A 16,369-nucleotide genomic window follows, 5' to 3' on the forward strand; every position below is an offset into this window, starting at 1 on the left:
CGGCGCGCTCCATGACCGAGACTGGAACGCTGATGCCGCCGGCCCCGCAAGCAAATCGTCTTCCTGTCGACGCGCGCTGCGTGCGCCTGCTGACGAAGGCGGAGAACGCGGCGGCGGTGGCGCCGGTGGTCGAGACCCATGCACTTTCGCGCGGCGACAACGACGTCTTGATCGAGGTGAAGGCGGCGGCGGTCAATCCGTCCGACGTGAAAGCCGCGACCGGGCTGATGCCCTATGCCGTCTTCCCGCGCACCAGTGGTCGCGACTACGCCGGCGTCGTGATCGATGGTCCCGCTGAATTTATCGGGCGCGAGGTGTTCGGCTCGTCCGGTGACCTCGGCATCCGCCGCGACGGCACCCATGCCACGCATCTAGCGGTCGAGCGCGATGCCGTGGTGGAAAAGCCCGCCGGCATTTCCTGGGACGAAGCCGCCGGGATCGGCGTGCCCTTCGTTACCGCGATGGAGGGCCTGCGCCGCGCCGGCCTGCCGAAGGCGGGGGAGAGCGTGCTGGTGATGGGCGTCAACGGCAAGGTCGGGCAAGCCGCGGTGCAGATCGCGAGCTGGCGCGGCGCGCGCGTGATCGGCGTGGTGCGCAAGAGCGAGCCTTATGAAGGGCACAGCAATTCGCCGGTCGAGGTGATCGACGCCTCCACCACCGATGTCGCCGCTCGCGTGCGCCAGCTGACCGGCGGCAAGGGCGCCGACATCGTCTACAACACGGTCGGCGATCCCTATTTCCAGGCCGCGCACAAGTCGCTGGCGCTGCGCGGCCGCCAGATCCTGATCGCGGCGGTCGACCGCATCGTGCAGTTCAACATCCTCGAATTCTACCGCGGCCAGCACACCTATGTCGGCATCGACACGCTTGCGCTGTCGTCGGTTGCGTCCGGCGAGGTGTTGCGCGAGCTCGCGCCGGGCTTTGCCGGCGGACATCTGAAGCCATTCCCGATCAAGCCGAGCGCGATCTATCCGCTGGAACAGGCCAAGGCGGCGTTTGTTGCCGTGGCAGGCTCGTCGCGCGATCGCGTGATTTTGCGACCGTGATGACGGGATAGCCGAGAGAACCCGCATGGACCCAGGCACGATCGTTATCCTCGCCGCCCTGATCATCGGCCTGATCTATGGCTCGGTCGGGCTGCTCAGCGGCTTCTGCATGATGAGCGGCCTGCGCGGCTGGTGGGCGGAGGGCGACGGCCGCTTGGCGCGCACCTATGCGCTTGCGATGGGCGTCGCGATCGCGGCCTCGCAGCTTTTGGCGGCGGCAGGCGTTGTCGATCTCGGCAAGTCGATCTATCTGCAGCCGTCCTTCTCGGCGCCGGTGATGTTCCTCGGCGGGCTGCTGTTCGGTTACGGCATGGTGCTCTCGAACGGCTGCGGCTCGCGGGCGCTGGTGCTGCTCGGACGCGGCAATCTGCGCTCCTTCGTGGTCGTGATCGTGCTCGGCATTTTCGCCGAGATAACGCTGAAGGGCCTGATTGCGCCGGCGCGCATCGCAATGGTGCAGGCCTCGCAGGCAACAGTCGCCGCCAATTCGGTGCCGTCACTGCTGGTGAACGCCGGTCTCGGCGCGGTGCAGGCACGAATGCTCGCCGCCTCGGTGCTGTCAGCTGTCCTGATCATCTTCGCCTTCGCCCATGCGCCGTTCCGAAAATCATTCGGGCAGATCGCGGCCGGCCTGATCGTGGGCCTGTTGGTGGCGGGGGGCTGGTACGCGACCGGCTATCTCGGCGCCGACGATTTCAATCCGGTGCCGTTGACGTCGCTGACCTTTATCGCGCCGATCGCCGACGCCCTGCAATATGTGATGCTGTCGACCGGCTCGACGCTGAATTTCGGCATCGTCACCGTGTTCGGCGTGTTCGCCGGCAGCCTGATCACGGCCATCGTCACCGGGCGCTTCCAGCTCGAGGGCTACCGGTCGCCGCAGCATATGCTGCGCTCGGCGAGCGGCGCCGCGCTGATGGGCGCCGGCGGCGTGATGGCGTTCGGCTGCTCGGTCGGGCAGGGGCTGACGGGACTGTCGACGCTGTCACTGTCGTCCCTCGTCGCGATCGCCGGCATCATGCTCGGCACCGGCGCCGGCCTACGCGGCGCGCTGCGGGTCAGGCCGCTTGCGACGGCCTGACTGAATTGCGCGACGGTGCGTCCGCGAGCGAGCTCAGCGCGATCCCGCCGACGATCAGCGCCGCGGCGATCGCCAGCGAGAGATCGATCGGTTCGCCGAGCAAGAGTGCCGCGGTCACGATGCCGACGATCGGCGTCGCCGTGGTTCCGAGCGAGGTCGTCAGCGCCGGCAGGCTCTTGTTGACAACAGACATCGCCCAATAGGCCAGCGCGGTGCCGATGAAGCCGGAATAGAGAAACAGCAGCAGGAGGTGTGGCGACCAATTTACCTCGGGCACGCCTTCGGTGACCAGCGCCGACGTCGTCAGCACCAAAGTCGCGACCAGCACCTGCCACAGCAGGAGCTGCAGCGGCGTCGCGATCCAGCGGTGCGAGCGGATATAGATGATGTTCGCGGCCCAGCAGATCGCGGCGATGATGATCATGCCGGCGCCGGCGAGGACATGCAGATTGCTCCAGTCCAGCGACGCAGGGTTGAGGATGACGCAGAGCCCGGCGAGTCCGAGCGCGACGCCGACAAGCTTGAGCATCCCGAGCCGTTCGGTGCGCGCGGCGGCCGCGGCAAGGGCGACCCAGAGCGGCGTGGTGTAGCCGAGCACGACGCCCTTGCTGGCCGGGAGATAACGCAGGCCGGCGGCGACCAGCGTCGAGAAGAACGTCATGTGCAGCAGCGCCACGCTGAGCACGACCGGGACATCGGCGATCCGCGGAATGATCAAATTGCCGCTGGCGCGCAGGATCACCAGCAGGGCGATCAGGGCGACCCAGCTGCGGATCGAGGCGGTCCACAGCGGGGGCACCGCCTCGACCAGCGATTTCGTGACCGACCAGTTGATGCCCCAGGCCAGCACCACGACGATGAACAGGGCGGCGGCCCTGGCGGGGGAGAGTGACTGGTTCACGGCAGAATCCTTGCAGGCGATACCGCTTGTGAATAGGATCGTACTGGCTCTCTCAAAAGAGCCAGATATTGGAGAACAATGGAGCCAGATTGATCCTCGCCGAATTGCTCGCGCTGAAGCGATCGGACGACGCCGGGCTGGCCGCGCAGTTGACCCAGCAGCTGCGCGTGCTGATGGCGAGCGGCCGGATCCGGAGCGGCGCCATGCTGCCGTCGAGCCGCAGCCTTGCGGCCGAGCTCGAGGTGGCGCGCAACACCGTAACGCATGCCTATGAGCAGCTCGCCGCCGAAGGGTATCTGCGGGTCGCGGCGCGGCGGCGGCCGGTTGTGACCGACGATATCGAGGCGCGCTTCGACAAGGCTCTGCCTGCGCCACGCCGTGATGCCGCCCGCAAGCCGCTGCTGTCGCCCTGGGCCTTGCAGCTCTCCGATACGGATTGGCCGCTGTCCTACCAGGCCGATTTCCGGCCGCTGCGGCCCGGGCTTGCGGATGCGTGCGAGTTTCCGCACGAGATCTGGGCGCGCTGCCTGCGCCGCAGCGCATTGCGCCGCCGCTTCAACGAGCAGACCGTGGTCAACCGGCCGAGCCTGCGCGAAGCCCTATGCGATTACCTTGAAGTCAGCCGCGGCGTGCGCGCCGAGGCCGATCAGATCCTGGTGCTGCCGACGGCGCAGGCGGCGCTGACGCTGATCGCCGCGACCACCATCGCCGCCGGCGATGCGGTGTGGACCGAGGATCCCGGCTACCCCGGCGCCGCGGCGGCGTTTCGTGCGGCCGGTGCAAACGTCGTCGGTGTCAGGCTCGATCAATGGGGCATGATGCGGACGCGCTCGGCGGGCGCGCCGAAGCTGATCTTCACCACGCCGTCACATCAGCACCCGACAGGGCGGGTGATGCCGGTCGCGCGCCGCACCGAGCTGTTGGCCTCAGCCGAGCCCGGCAAGACCTGGATCGTCGAGGACGATTACGACGGCGAGTTTCACTATGACAGCCGCCCGATGCCGGCGCTGCAGGGGCTCGATCGCGAGGGACGCGTGCTCTATCTCGGCACCTTCGCCAAGGCGATGACAGCCGATATCCGCATCGGCTATCTGGTGGTGCCGCCACAGCTGGCACGGACGATGGAGATCGCGCAGCGCCATCTCGGGCTGATCGCCTCCGTGCATGTCCAGGAGGCGCTGGCCGGCTTCATGGCCGACGGGCATTTCCTGGCCCATGTCAGGCGGATGCGGCGCATCTACCGATCACGCCGGGACCATCTTGCGACAGCGCTGACGCGGCATCTCGATGCGGTACTCACGGCCGAGGTGCCGCCGGGCGGCATGCAGCTGATTGCCCGTTTCAAGGATGGCCGTGCGGACCGGGATGCCGCGACGCGCCTGGTCGCCGCCGGCGTCGAGGTGCGCGCACTGTCGAGCCTCGCGCTGGAACGGCCGCGCGATCACGGCCTGTTGCTGGGCTTCGCCGCCTGGCGCGAGAACGAGATCGGCGCCGCGGTGCGGACCATGGCGAATAGCCTGACCGGCAAGCGCGCGGCGCGCGGGTAGAGGAGCGTTCGCATGATTTCGGAATAGTAGAATAATATCCCTGAGTTGCCCGACGTGTCAAGTTGCCTTGTCGAACGCCGGCGGCCGCCGGCACCTTTGCATGGGGTTGTTTTCGATATTTTTCAGCGCGCCCCTGCGACGGCCCGCGGGCGCGAGGGCCGATGCCGCTGACATGCTGTTACGGCTCGGACCGTCTCGCTGCGTTGCGGCTTATTCCGCGGCCTTGGTGACGATCCGCACCTCCGACGTCAGCGTCTTGTGCACCGGGCACTTGTCGGCGATCTCCATCAGCCGCTTGCGCTGGTCGGCATCGAGTTCGCCCTCGATCCTGATGACGCGGTCGATCTGGTCGAGCATGCCCTCGCGGGTCTCGCACTCCTCGCAATCCTTGGCGTAGATCTTGCTGTGCGTCAGCGTCACGGTGACGCGATCGAGCGGCAGCGACTTGCGGTCGGCATACATCCGCATCGTCATCGAGGTGCAGGCACCTAACCCGGCCAGTACGAAGTCGTACGGCCCGGGGCCGGAATCCTGGCCGCCGACGGCGATCGGTTCGTCGGCCAGCATGCGATGCGGACCTGCCGTGACGATCTGCTGAAACTTGCCGGCGCGGGTCTCCTGCACGACGACGTTGCGTGGCGCAGTGCCGGTATCTGCCGCCGGCTGCGGCGCGATATCGATATAGCGTTCGGCCCAGGCGCCGATCACGTCGGCGACGTAGGCGGCATCCTGCTTGCCGCTCAACAGATGATCGGCGCCGGCCAGCGAGACGAAGCTCTTGGGGTGCCTGGCGGCGCTGAAGATATGCGTGGCGTTGTCGATGCCGACGGTGTCGTCGGTCGGCGAATGCATGATCAGCAGCGCCTTGTGCAACTGCTTCACCTGCGCCATCAAGTTCTGCTCGGCGACGTCGTCGAGGAATTCCCGCTTGATGCGGAAGGGGCGGCCGGCGAGCGAGACTTCGCCTTCGCCCTGGGTGCGGATGTCCTCGATCCGGTCCCTGAAGAAATGCGTGACATGGACGGGATCGGACGGCGCGGCGATGGTCGCGACCGCCTTGGCCTCGGGGATCTGCCCCGCGGCGGCGAGGATCGCGGCGCCGCCCAGGCTGTGGCCGATCAGGATCGCGGGTGCCTTGTGCGTCTCGCGCAGATGGTCGGCGGCGCGAACGAGATCGGCGACGTTCGACGAGAAGGTCGAGTTGGCGAACTCGCCCTCGCTGGAGCCGAGGCCGGTGAAGTCAAAGCGCAGCGTGGCGATGCCCTTGGCCGCGAGCGCGACCGCGATGCGCTTTGCGGCCAGCACGTCCTTGCCGCAAGTGAAGCAGTGCGCGAACAGCGCATAGGCCTTGATCGGCCCCTCGGGCGTGTCAAGTGCGGCAGCAAGCTGATGGCCGCCAACACCGGTGAATTGAAAGCGTTCGTGCGGCACAGGAAGGCTCCATCATTCTGTTGGTTTGTCAGTCGCCAGAATAGCGCTGTTCGGCCCAGGGATCACCGCGATTGTGATAGCCGCGGACCTCCCAGAAGCCGGGCGCATCCTCGGTGAGGAATTCGATGCGCTGCAGCCACTTCGCGCTCTTCCAGAAATAGAGATGCGGCACCACGAGCCGCACCGGGCCACCATGCTCCTGCTCCAGCGGCTTGCCCGACCAGCTATGGGCGAGCAGCGCGTCCTCGGCGGCAAAGTCCTCGAGCGGCAGGTTCGTCGTATAGCCGTCATACGAATGCAGTGCCACGAAGCGCGCGTCCTCGCGTGGCTGGCAGGCGGCGAGCAGGTCGCTTGTGGCGAGCCCCTCCCACTGATTGTCGTAGCGCGACCAGGTCGTGACGCAGTGGATGTCGGAGACGAATTGCGTTTGCGGCTGCGCCATGAACTGCTGCCAAGTCCAGTAGATGGTCTGCTCGACCGCGCCGTAGACGTCGAGCCGCCAGCGTTCCTGCGAGATGTTCGGCATCAACCCGAGATCGAGCACCGGCCAGTCCGCCGTCAGATGTTGGCCCGGCGGCAGGCGCTGCTCCTCCGGGCGGGTGATCCTGCCGGTGAGGAATTTGCCTTCGCGCGCCCAGCGCTGTTTGCTGCACGTCAGTTTGCTGTCGGGCGGTTCGTTATCGTCGGTCATGGGCGTTTGCGCCGTCACTCGTGGCGATGCATCGCGGAGTCGCGCTTGGTATCGCGCATCGTGGAGTAGATCAGCAGCGACAGGAAAATCATGCCGCTGAGATAGTAGTAGAACCAATCCTCATGCCCGATGCTCTTGAAGTAGAGCGCGACCGCCGGCGCGGTGCCGCCGAAGATCGACACCGTGATGGCGTAGGGCAGGCCGACGCCGAGCGCGCGGACATTGGTCGGAAACAGCTCGGCTTTCACGATCGCGTTGATCGAGGTGTAGCCGGCGACGAAGATCCAGGCGCCGCAGATCAAAAGAAAGGCCATGAAAGGCGACTTGGTGTCCTTCAGCGCGGTCAGGATGGGGATCGTGCCGAGCGTGCCGGCGATGCCGAAGAAGATCAGCAGCGGCTTGCGGCCGATCTTATCGGAGAGCCCGCCGTAGATTGGTTGCAGGATGGTCGCGAAGATCAGCGAGCCGAAGATCACGAACGTGGTCTGGTCCTCGGTGAGGCCGACCGACAGTTTCACGAAGGTCTGCATGTAGGTGGTGAAGGTATAGAACGCCGCGGTGCCGCCGGCGGTGAGGCCGACCACCAGCAGCAATTCGCGCGGATAGTTCAACAGGCCGACGATCGAGCCGGTCGGCTTGGAAATCTTCTTGGCTTCCTCAAACGCCTCGGTCTCATGCAGGCCGCGCCGCATCACCGCTGCGACGATCGCGAGCATGGCGCCGATCACGAACGGAATCCGCCAGCCCCAGGCCTTCAGCTCGTCCGGCGTAAGGAACACCTTTTGCAGCAACAGCAGCACGATGATCGCGGTGAGCTGGCCGCCGATCAGCGTGACGTACTGAAAGCTGGAGTAGAAGCCGCGGTGCTTGGGATCGGCGACCTCGCTGAGATAGGTGGCGCTGGCGCCATATTCGCCGCCGAGGCTCAGGCCCTCGATCACGCGGGCCAGCGCCAGGATCGCCGGGGCCGCGATGCCGATCGAGGCATAGGTCGGCGTCACCGCGATGATCAGCGAGCCGAAGCACATGCAGACCACCGAGAGCGTCAACGACAGCCGCCGGCCATAGCGGTCGGCGATGAAGCCGAACAGCCAGCCGCCGAGCGGGCGCATCAGGAAGGTCGCGGCAAACAGCACGGCGGCATTGAGCTGCTGCACCACCGGATCGCTGTGCGGGAAGAACGCCGGCGCGAAATACAGGGCAAACGCCGTGTAGGCGTAGAAATCGTACCACTCGACGAGATTGCCGACCGAGCCGATGAAAATCGCTTTCACCCGCCGCTCGACGTCGTGGATGTCGAGATGATCGCTCGCGGGCTGAGCGGTTTGTTCGGACATGGCATTGCTCCCGGACTCGTCGGTTCGATTCCGGGGCAAGCTACCTCATTGGGTGACGTGATGTAACCGCTGTCCGGTTCCTCAGGCGTTGTTGCCGAACAGGACAGGGAGTTGACGCGGACCGCGCACCGTGCCTTCCGACCAGGTGACCTTGCCGGCCGGATCGAGCTGGAAATCCGGGATTCGCTTCAGCCATTCCTCGATCGCGACCTGCATCTCCATGCGCGCGAGGTTGGAACCGACGCAGCGGTGGATGCCGAGGCCGAATGCGGCGTGGCGGTTCTCCTTGCGGTCGATCACCACCTTGTCCGCATCGGGAAACATGGCGGGATCGCGATTGGCGGCGGGGAAGGACAACAGCACCATGTTGCCCGCCTTCACCGGGCAGCCGGAGATCGTGGTCTCCTTCATCACCTCGCGCGCCATCGTCACCGGCGAATAGGCGCGCAGGAATTCCTCGATCGCGGTCGGGATCAGTGCCGGCTCCGCGATCAGGCGCTCGCGATCGGCCGGCGTCTTGGCGAGGTGCCAGAGCGAAGAGCCGATCGCGCTCCAGGTGGTGTCGATGCCGGCGATCAGAAGCAGCCGCAGCGAGCCCAGCACGTGCTCGTCGGTGAGCGGCTGGCCGCCGGGGCCCTTGGCCCGCAGCAGCTGCGAGATCAGATCGTCGCCCGGCTCAAGCTTGCGCTGCTCGAGATGGGCCACGAAGTAGCCGGTCATCTCGCGTACGCCGTTCATGAGCTCGTCTTCGTTCTTGATGCCGAGCTCGAGGATCTGGTGGATCCATTTGATGAAGAGATCGCCGTCCTTCTCGGGAATCCCCAGCATGTGGGCGATGGCGCGCACCGGGATATGCTTGGTGTAGCGCGCGGCGGCGTCGCAATGGCCATCGTCGATGAATTCGTCGATCAGCTCGTTGCAGATCGCGCGCACCCGCGGCTCCAGCCGCTTCATCGCGTCCGGCGTGAACGGCGGCAGCAGCACCTGCTTGGCGGGCTTGTGCTCCGGCGGATCAGAGGTGATCGGCGGCGCGCGGGCGGTGATCTCGGGGCGGATGTCGCGCACGATGACGCGGCGCGAGGAGAAGTGCTCTGTGTCGTAGGCGATCTCCTTCACCGCCTGATAGGTGGTCGGCATGTAGCAGCCGAGGAAGCGCTCGGTATGCACGACGGGCGAAGCCGCGCGCAGCGTCTCCCAGATCGGGAACGGGTCGTCGGTCCAGACCGGATCGGTATGGTCGAAATCATGGACCCAGTCGGAGACCGGGGGATGTTCGGGCAGATAACTTGCGGACGGGGAATCGGACATCAGCTCGTTTCCTTCTCGTTCGATCAAACGCTGGTCGGCTCAACGGGCGGCGCGCAGCCATCCCTTGGCCGGAGCTATTCCTCGGTGACTTCGATCGCGATTTCCGGGCAATTGGTCTGCGCGAGCCAGGCCTTGTCCTCGAGCCCGGCCGGGACGGTCCCGTCGCCGACCTCATGGGCGTTGCCGTATTCGTCGAGCTCGAACAATTCGGGGGCGAGTGATTTGCAGCGGGCGTGACCCTGGCACTTGTCCTGGTCGACGCGGATTCTGAGCTTGGACATGCAAGCACCTCCCTCGGCTCTGGCGCATTGTGGGTTGCGCCGGGTTCCTCATTCCAGTTTATGCAGGTTCTAGCCTGCTTGGGCGCCGGCCTCTTAACCGGATCACCAAGTTATAGTATATTACATTATCGTCGTGCTTGCGCGTCAAGCGAAAATTCAGCGATCATTGCCGCAATGGGACAAATCGTTCGTAAGCCGTTCAAAACCTACCACCACGGCGACCTCCGCGAAGCCCTGATCCAGGCCGCGTTACGCGAGGTCGAGCTCGGTGGTCCCGAGGCGATCAGCATCAAGGCGCTGGCCAAGCAGCTCGGCGTCTCGCAGCCGGCGCCGTACCGGCATTTCGCCGACCGCGAGGCGCTGCTGGAGGCGGTGACCGCGGAAGCATTCCGGCAGTTCAACGTGATCATGCGCGAGGCGATCGAGCAGTCGAGCAAGGGCTCGAAGCTGTCGCGCTTTGCCCAGGCCGCGCTCGCCTTCGGGCTCGAGCGCCACGGCATCTACCGGTTGATGTTCGCGTCGCGCACCATGGCCTGCGCGCCGAAGGGCAGCGAGCTGCACACCGCGGCGATGGAAACGCTGGCACTGCTGATCGAGTCGTTCGAGGCGCCGGCGGTCGGGCTATTGCGCGAGCGGCAGGCGCTGAAGATCTGGGCCGGACTGCACGGCATCGTGATGCTCGCCGAGCAGGGCCTGCTGACCGGCGAGTCCGCGCAGATCAGCCGCGAGGAGTTGCTGGACGAAATCGTCGAGCAGACCAAGGCGGCACTCACCGTGGCGCTCAAGGCGACGGGGGATAAGGCGTAGGCTTCGCGTCTTAGGGCCGCATCAACAGATTCATCACCTCATCCTGAGGAGCTTGCGGAGCAAGCGTCGAAGGGTGAGGCCACAGACCGGGCCTCATGGTTCGAGACGGCGCTGCGCGCCTCCTCACCATGAGGAAAAAGCCTTACTTCGGCGGACGGGGATCGATCGGCGTGGTGCCGCGCACGCCCAGAATGTCCTCCAGCACTTTCGCGCCGGCCAGAAGCTGCGCCTCGGCACGCGGCTTTGCGATCATCTGCAGACCGACCGGCAGGCCCGAGGCGGTGAAGCCGCAGGGCAGCGACAGCGCCGGGCAGCAGGCCAGCGTGATCGCGTAGACGATGCCGAGCCATTCGACGTAGTTGTCGAACTTCTTGCCGTCGCACTCCGCGACATAGCGGTTCTCGACCGGGAATGGCGCCACGATGGTCGCGGGCGCCAGCAGCAGGTCGTACTTGTCGAAGAATTCGAGCGCACGCGCCGTCATCGCGACGCGGTGCGCCTCGGCGCGCTCGAGCTTTTCGACCGTGAGCTTCAACCCCTCCTCGATGTTCCAGATCACCTCGGGCTTCAGCAGATCGCGCTTGGTGCGCAGCAATTCGGCCTTGCTGATCGCGAAATCGAACGCGCGCAACACGTGGAAGCATTCATGGGCTTCGCGCAAATCGGGATGCGCTTCCTCGACGATCGCACCGGCCTCCGCAAACCGTTCCGCCGCCTTGCGCGTCACAGCCCTGACCTCGGGATCGACCGGCGTGATGCCAAGATCGGGCGAATAGGCGATGCGCTTCGGCTTGCTGCCTGACCGCGCCGCCGACAGGAACGACGTCGATAGCGCGGGCAGCGACAGCGGATCGGCGGCATGCTCGCCGCTCATCGCGTCGAGCAGCAGCGCGAGGTCCTCGACATTGCGCGCCATCGGTCCCTGCACGCCGAGGGTACGGTCGACGCCGAACTTCGGCGTGTGCGCGACGCGGCCGATCGACGGCCGGAGGCCGACGATGCCGCAGAAGCTCGCCGGGTTGCGCAGGCTGCCGCCCATGTCGGAGCCGTGCGCGAGCCACGCGGTGCCGCTCGCCAGTGCCGCCGCGGCGCCGCCGGAGGAGCCGGCGGCCGAGCGCGATGTGTCCCAGGGATTGCGGGTCGGGCCGAACACCTCGTTGAAGGTGTTGGCGCCGGCACCGAATTCCGGCGTGTTCGACTTGGCATAGATCACGCCGCCATTCTCTTCGAGGCGCTCGACCAGGATGTCCGACTTCGCCGGGACATTGTCCTTGAAGATCGGCGAGCCCTGCGTGGTCAGCACGCCGGCGACGGCGGTGAGGTCCTTGATCGGAACGGGAAGGCCTGCGAGCAGGCCGCGCTCGCTGACCGGTTTCTGCATCAGGGCCTTGGCGTGGGTGCGGGCGCGGTCGAAGCAGAGCGTCGGCAGCGCGTTGACCTTGCCGTCCACCTCGGCGATGCGCGTCTCCAGCACGTCGAGCAGATCGAGCGGCGTGACGTCGCCGGCCTTCAGCTTCTCGACGACGGCACACGCCGTTTCCTTCACCAAGCCCTGATCAGCCATGCGCCGTTGCTCCTATGCCTTCTGTTTGCTTGTGCTGTAGAACATTTCCTGCCGTCGTGGCAATGCGACGAGAACCGAAGGGGCAGGGATGGCAGCGTTGTTTTCCGCGCTGGACTGGCGCGCGATGAGCCAGCAGGAGCGTGACCTCGGCTTGAACAATGGCGTTGCCGTCAAGGGCAGCGCCGAGATCGCTGCGGGCTGGGAGCAACGCTCGGCGGCGCTGCGGCAAAAGCACGCCGGCCATCTCGACCTCAGATACGGCCCGCGCGAGCGCAACCGGATCGACTTCCTGAAAGTCCGCGACGGCGCGCCGACGCTGCTGTTCATCCACGGCGGCTATTGGCAGACCCGTGCCAAGGAAGTGTTCACGATCTTCGCCGAGGGGCCGATGGCCCACGGCATCAATGTCGCGCTGATCGGCTATACGCTGGCGCCGGATGCGACGCTCGATGACATCGTCGCCGAGATCCATGCCGGCATCGACTTTCTGGCCGGGCGGTTGCCCGCGCTCGGGGCCGCTGCCGAGAGCATCGTGGTGTCGGGCTGGTCGGCCGGCGGACATTTGACATCGATGGCGCTGTCGAACGGCCATGTCCGGGCCGGCATGGCGATCTCGGGAATCTACGACCTCGAGCCGATCAGGCATTCCTATCTCAACGAAAAGCTCAAGCTCGACGAAGCGGCGTCGCGGCGCAACTCGCCGATGATGGCGGAAGGCGGCACGGCAAAGCCGCTGTCGCTGGTGGTCGGCAGCGCCGAATTGCCGCTGCTGCGCAAGCAGACCGCCGATTTCGCCGGCCATCGCGCCCGTTATGGCTTGCCGGTGACCTATGAGGAGATCGCCGGCGCCGATCATTTCTCCATCATGAACCAGATGCTGGCGCCGCAGGGTCGCATCACGACGCTGATCCGGCAGCTGCTCGAGCGGACGGCGAGTTGACGTCATTGCGAGCGAAGCGAAGTAATCCATCGGTCCGCATATATGCAGAGCAATGGATTGCTTCGTCGCTGTCGCTCTTCGCAATGACGTGGAGAGCTGCCGTCAGCCCCACCCCGACGTGAGCCCGCCGTCGACCGTGTAGATCACGCCCGACGTATAGCCGGCGCGATCGGACGCCAGGAACGCCATCAGGTCGCCGATCTCGCGTGCATGCGCGGGCCGGCCGAGCGGCAGACCCTTCTGGAATTCCTTGTAACGGCTCTCGTCGCCGAACTGGTTCTTGGCGCGGGTCTTGAGCAGCGTGACGTGGCGGTCGGTCCCGACAGGGCCCGGATTGATGCCGACGACGCGGATATTGTCGGCGAGACTCTTGCCGCCGAGCGCGCGGGTGAACGCCATCAGCGCGGCATTGCCGGCGCTGCCGCAGATGTAATTGGCGTCGAACTTCTCGCCGGCCGCGCCGATGTCGTTGACGATCACGCCGCCGCCGCGCGCCTTCATCTGCGCGTAGATCGCGCGCGTCAGGTTGACATAGCCGAACACCTTGAGCTCCCAGGCGTGCCGCCAGGTCGCCTCGTCGATCTTGTCGATCGAGCCGCCGGGGATATCACCGGCATTGTTGACGAGGATATCGATGTCGGCAGCCTCTTTTGCCAATCGCGCCTGATCTTCCGATTTGCGCAAGTCGACGACGCTGACCGCCGCATCAATCTGATGCGCCGAACGAAGCCGTTCGGCCAGCGCCTTCAATTGCTCGCCGTTGCGGGCGGCGAGCAGCAGGTTGGCGCCTTCCTCGGCAAAGGCTTCGGCGGCGGCCGCGCCAATGCCCTTGGAGGCGCCGGTGATCAGGACACGCTTGCCGCGCAGATGCAGATCCATGGGATGTCTCGCTTGGTATGAGGAGTGGGGTGTCGGCGAATTTGGTGGGGCAGGGTCGCGCCGCGGTCAACACTGCACTGCAGCGTTGCGCTCGCGCGAAGTTTGGTCCATTGCAGGACCATCAGAATAGGCGGCATTGCCGGCCGGGCAAATCACAAGGGTGTTCTCGATGAGCAGCGCAAAGAAGCAGTATCGGATTGCGGTCATTCCCGGTGACGGCATCGGCAAGGAAGTGATGCCGGAGGGCCTGCGCGTCATCGAGGCGGCGGCGAAGAAGCACGGTGTCGACGTGAAGTTCGACCATTTCGACTTTGCCTCCTACGACTATTACGAGAAGCACGGCGAGATGATGCCGGCGGACTGGAAGAACCAGATCGGCAAGCATGATGCGATCTATTTCGGCGCGGTCGGCTGGCCGGCGAAAATACCCGACCATATCTCGTTGTGGGGATCGCTCATAAAATTCCGCCGCGAGTTCGACCAGTACGTCAATCTGCGCCCGGTGCGGCTGATGCCCGGCGTGCCGTCGCCGCTGGCGAACCGCAAGCCCGGCGACATCGATTTCTGGGTGGTGCGCGAGAACACCGAGGGCGAATACTCTTCCGTCGGCGGCCGCATGTTCCCGGACACCGACCGCGAATTCGTCACCCAGCAGACCGTGATGACCCGCACCGGCGTCGACCGCATCTTGAAGTTCGCGTTCGATCTGGCGCAGTCGCGGCCGAAGAAGCATCTGACCTCGGCGACCAAGTCGAACGGCATCTCCATCACCATGCCCTACTGGGACGAGCGCGTGGAGGCGATGGCCAAGAAATATCCCGGCGTGAAGTGGGACAAGTACCACATCGACATCCTGACCGCGAACTTCGTGCTGCATCCGGACTGGTTCGACGTCGTGGTCGGCTCCAACCTGTTCGGGGATATCCTCTCCGACCTCGGCCCGGCCTGCACCGGCACCATCGGCATCGCGCCGTCGGGCAACATCAATCCGGAAGGCGATTTCCCCTCGGTGTTCGAGCCGGTGCACGGCTCGGCGCCTGACATTGCGGGCCAGGGCATCGCCAACCCGATCGGCATGATCTGGTCGGGTGCGATGATGCTGGAGCATCTCGGCGAGAAGCAGGCGGCTGATGCGATCGTCGGCGCGATCGAGCGCACGCTCGGCGAACGCACGCTGCGCACGCGCGACCTCGGCGGCAATGCCGACACTACGGCGTGCGGCAAGGCGGTGGCAGAGATGGTGGATTAGCTACGCAGTCAAACACGGGGTCGTCCTGGCGAAAGCCAGGACCCATTACCCCGAGTGCTTGTTGTGTTGCTGGTTCTGACCACCGCCCTGCGCGATGACGCAGGCCGGTGGTAATGGGTCCTGGATCGCGCTCGCTACGCTCGCTTGTCCAGGACGACGTCGTTATTGATTGCGTCGCAATCTGCGTAGGGCGAGTTAGCCACCCTACGGCCACTGTCGTCCCTGCGAAAGCAGGGACCCATAACCACAGGGGGCCTGTGTTAGAGCTCCTGTGGACCCAGCGTTTGCGACAATGTGGAGCGGTAGTTATGGGTCCCGGCTCGCGCGGAGCCTGTCATCGGGCGGCGCTTCGCGCCGACCCGTTGGCTTGGCCGGGACGACGGTGAAATTACTCCTTCACGATCCTGCGGCAATGCTCCCACGCCGCGTGGATCAAATTCTCGCTCGCCTCGGGCGTACGGAAGGCGGAGTGCGCCGACAGCGTCACGTTCGGGATCTTCGTCAACGGGTGATCCTTCGGCAGCGGCTCGATGTTGTAGACATCGAGGCCGGCGTGGCGGATGTGGCCGGAGTTGAGCGCATCGATCATCGCCTGCTCGTCGACGATCGCGCCGCGCGCGGTGTTGATCAGCACCACGCCCTTTTTCATCTTCGCGATCTTGTCGCGCGTGATCATCCCGCGGGTCTCGTCGTTCAGCAGCAGATGGAGCGAGACCACGTCGCTGTTCGCCAGCACGGTGTCGAGATCGACGAACTCGACGCCCGGATGGCTCTTGGGCGACCGGTTCCAGGCGATCACCTTCATGCCGCTGCCGAGCGCGATGCGGGCGACCTCGGCGGCGATGCCGCCGAAGCCGACCAGGCCGAGCGTCTTGCCGGTGAGCTGCATGCCATCCTCGCGCAGCCAGTTGCCGGCGCGCATCTCGCGGTCCATCTGCGCGATCACGCGCGCCGACGACCACATCAGCGCGATCGCCGATTCCGCGACCGCGGTGTCGCCATAGCCCTTGATCAGGTGCACGGAGATGCCGAGCTCGGCAAGCTCTTCCGGGTTCATGTAGCTGCGCGCGCCGGTGCCGAGGAACACGACGTGCTTCAGGCCGGCGCACTTCCTCGCAACATCGGTCGGCAGCGCGGTGTGGTCGACCACCGCGATCTCGGCGCCGTCGAGCACCGCCGGATAGTCCTCGGACTTGATGTCCGGGTTGCGGTTGATCCGCATCCGGGGATCGCCGGGCTTTTCCAGGCGCTCCGTGATGACAGCAAGCGATTCATTGGCGTCGACAAACACTGCGCGCACGAAAGCC

At 65.6% G+C, this 16,369-nt stretch carries 15 protein-coding genes; 6 read left to right on the forward strand and 9 right to left on the reverse strand.

Annotated features, from left to right (window positions below; genetic code table 11):
• Positions 1-11 precede the first annotated feature (11 nt).
• Complete coding sequence (locus tag ACVWY5_RS09925; RefSeq protein ID WP_456671669.1) at positions 12-1,046, forward strand: quinone oxidoreductase family protein; 1,035 nt, start codon at positions 12-14, stop codon at positions 1,044-1,046.
• Between the two features lie 25 nt (positions 1,047-1,071).
• Positions 1,072-2,127, forward strand: a complete 1,056-nt coding sequence (locus ACVWY5_RS09930; RefSeq protein WP_028331804.1) for a YeeE/YedE family protein — start codon at positions 1,072-1,074, stop codon at positions 2,125-2,127.
• On the opposite strand, the gene ACVWY5_RS09935 is transcribed toward ACVWY5_RS09930, so the two are convergent.
• Positions 2,105-3,028, reverse strand: a complete 924-nt coding sequence (locus ACVWY5_RS09935; protein WP_038377104.1) for a DMT family transporter — start codon at positions 3,026-3,028, stop codon at positions 2,105-2,107. The genes ACVWY5_RS09930 and ACVWY5_RS09935 overlap by 23 nt on opposite strands.
• 68 nt (positions 3,029-3,096) lie before the next feature.
• On the opposite strand from ACVWY5_RS09935, the gene pdxR reads away from it, so the two are divergent.
• Positions 3,097-4,575: a MocR-like pyridoxine biosynthesis transcription factor PdxR gene (pdxR, locus tag ACVWY5_RS09940; protein WP_321176787.1), complete on the forward strand. Its 1,479-nt coding sequence runs from the start codon at positions 3,097-3,099 to the stop codon at positions 4,573-4,575.
• A gap of 210 nt (positions 4,576-4,785) precedes the next feature.
• Here pdxR and ACVWY5_RS09945 read toward each other — a convergent pair whose 3' ends face one another.
• From ACVWY5_RS09945 to ACVWY5_RS09965, 5 genes are all read right to left on the reverse strand, one after another.
• Complete coding sequence (locus ACVWY5_RS09945; RefSeq protein ID WP_028331801.1) at positions 4,786-6,006, reverse strand: alpha/beta fold hydrolase; 1,221 nt, start codon at positions 6,004-6,006, stop codon at positions 4,786-4,788.
• Between the two features lie 28 nt (positions 6,007-6,034).
• Positions 6,035-6,697, reverse strand: coding sequence for a sulfite oxidase-like oxidoreductase (locus ACVWY5_RS09950; RefSeq protein WP_028331800.1), 663 nt, complete (start codon positions 6,695-6,697; stop codon positions 6,035-6,037).
• Positions 6,698-6,711: 14 nt separating this feature from the next.
• On the reverse strand, positions 6,712-8,034 hold the full coding sequence (locus ACVWY5_RS09955) for an MFS transporter (protein WP_028331799.1): 1,323 nt from the start codon (positions 8,032-8,034) through the stop codon (positions 6,712-6,714).
• Positions 8,035-8,115: 81 nt separating this feature from the next.
• On the reverse strand, positions 8,116-9,342 hold the full coding sequence (locus ACVWY5_RS09960; protein ID WP_028331798.1) for a cytochrome P450: 1,227 nt from the start codon (positions 9,340-9,342) through the stop codon (positions 8,116-8,118).
• Between the two features lie 74 nt (positions 9,343-9,416).
• Entirely contained in the window at positions 9,417-9,623 is a 207-nt protein-coding gene (locus ACVWY5_RS09965; protein WP_016842874.1) for a ferredoxin, read from the reverse strand.
• Positions 9,624-9,797: 174 nt separating this feature from the next.
• Here ACVWY5_RS09965 and ACVWY5_RS09970 point away from each other — a divergent pair, with 174 nt between their 5' ends.
• Positions 9,798-10,430 (forward strand): TetR/AcrR family transcriptional regulator, encoded by a 633-nt coding sequence (locus ACVWY5_RS09970; RefSeq protein ID WP_028331797.1) that lies wholly within the window; start codon positions 9,798-9,800, stop codon positions 10,428-10,430.
• Positions 10,431-10,572: 142 nt separating this feature from the next.
• Here ACVWY5_RS09970 and ACVWY5_RS09975 read toward each other — a convergent pair whose 3' ends face one another.
• Positions 10,573-11,994, reverse strand: a complete 1,422-nt coding sequence (locus tag ACVWY5_RS09975) for an amidase (RefSeq protein WP_028331796.1) — start codon at positions 11,992-11,994, stop codon at positions 10,573-10,575.
• Between the two features lie 88 nt (positions 11,995-12,082).
• On the opposite strand from ACVWY5_RS09975, the gene ACVWY5_RS09980 reads away from it, so the two are divergent.
• Positions 12,083-12,934, forward strand: coding sequence for an alpha/beta hydrolase (locus tag ACVWY5_RS09980; protein ID WP_028331795.1), 852 nt, complete (start codon positions 12,083-12,085; stop codon positions 12,932-12,934).
• A gap of 102 nt (positions 12,935-13,036) precedes the next feature.
• Here the strand turns inward: ACVWY5_RS09980 and ACVWY5_RS09985 are convergent, their stop codons facing one another.
• Positions 13,037-13,813 carry an SDR family oxidoreductase gene (locus ACVWY5_RS09985; protein WP_028331794.1) on the reverse strand — a complete coding sequence of 259 codons (777 nt, stop codon included), beginning with the start codon at positions 13,811-13,813 and terminating at the stop codon, positions 13,037-13,039.
• Between the two features lie 169 nt (positions 13,814-13,982).
• Here ACVWY5_RS09985 and ACVWY5_RS09990 point away from each other — a divergent pair, with 169 nt between their 5' ends.
• Positions 13,983-15,062, forward strand: a complete 1,080-nt coding sequence (locus ACVWY5_RS09990) for a tartrate dehydrogenase (RefSeq protein ID WP_028331793.1) — start codon at positions 13,983-13,985, stop codon at positions 15,060-15,062.
• A 388-nt stretch (positions 15,063-15,450) separates the two neighbouring features.
• Here the strand turns inward: ACVWY5_RS09990 and ACVWY5_RS09995 are convergent, their stop codons facing one another.
• A complete protein-coding gene (locus ACVWY5_RS09995) occupies positions 15,451-16,362 on the reverse strand; it encodes an NAD(P)-dependent oxidoreductase (RefSeq protein WP_028331792.1) in 912 nt (303 codons plus the stop codon).
• Positions 16,363-16,369: the final 7 nt, after the last annotated feature.

It is taken from the genome of Bradyrhizobium sp. USDA 3256 (genome assembly GCF_054058275.1).

Coding starts and splice junctions, on each gene's coding strand:
- ACVWY5_RS09925 (WP_456671669.1), top strand. CDS start 12: ATGACCGAGACTGGAACGCTGATGCCGCCGGCCCCGCAAGCAAATCGT.
- ACVWY5_RS09930 (WP_028331804.1), top strand. CDS start 1,072: ATGGACCCAGGCACGATCGTTATCCTCGCCGCCCTGATCATCGGCCTG.
- ACVWY5_RS09950 (WP_028331800.1), bottom strand. CDS start 6,697: ATGACCGACGATAACGAACCGCCCGACAGCAAACTGACGTGCAGCAAA.
- ACVWY5_RS09955 (WP_028331799.1), bottom strand. CDS start 8,034: ATGTCCGAACAAACCGCTCAGCCCGCGAGCGATCATCTCGACATCCAC.
- ACVWY5_RS09960 (WP_028331798.1), bottom strand. CDS start 9,342: ATGTCCGATTCCCCGTCCGCAAGTTATCTGCCCGAACATCCCCCGGTC.
- ACVWY5_RS09965 (WP_016842874.1), bottom strand. CDS start 9,623: ATGTCCAAGCTCAGAATCCGCGTCGACCAGGACAAGTGCCAGGGTCAC.
- ACVWY5_RS09970 (WP_028331797.1), top strand. CDS start 9,798: ATGGGACAAATCGTTCGTAAGCCGTTCAAAACCTACCACCACGGCGAC.
- ACVWY5_RS09975 (WP_028331796.1), bottom strand. CDS start 11,994: ATGGCTGATCAGGGCTTGGTGAAGGAAACGGCGTGTGCCGTCGTCGAG.
- ACVWY5_RS09980 (WP_028331795.1), top strand. CDS start 12,083: ATGGCAGCGTTGTTTTCCGCGCTGGACTGGCGCGCGATGAGCCAGCAG.
- ACVWY5_RS09985 (WP_028331794.1), bottom strand. CDS start 13,813: ATGGATCTGCATCTGCGCGGCAAGCGTGTCCTGATCACCGGCGCCTCC.
- ACVWY5_RS09990 (WP_028331793.1), top strand. CDS start 13,983: ATGAGCAGCGCAAAGAAGCAGTATCGGATTGCGGTCATTCCCGGTGAC.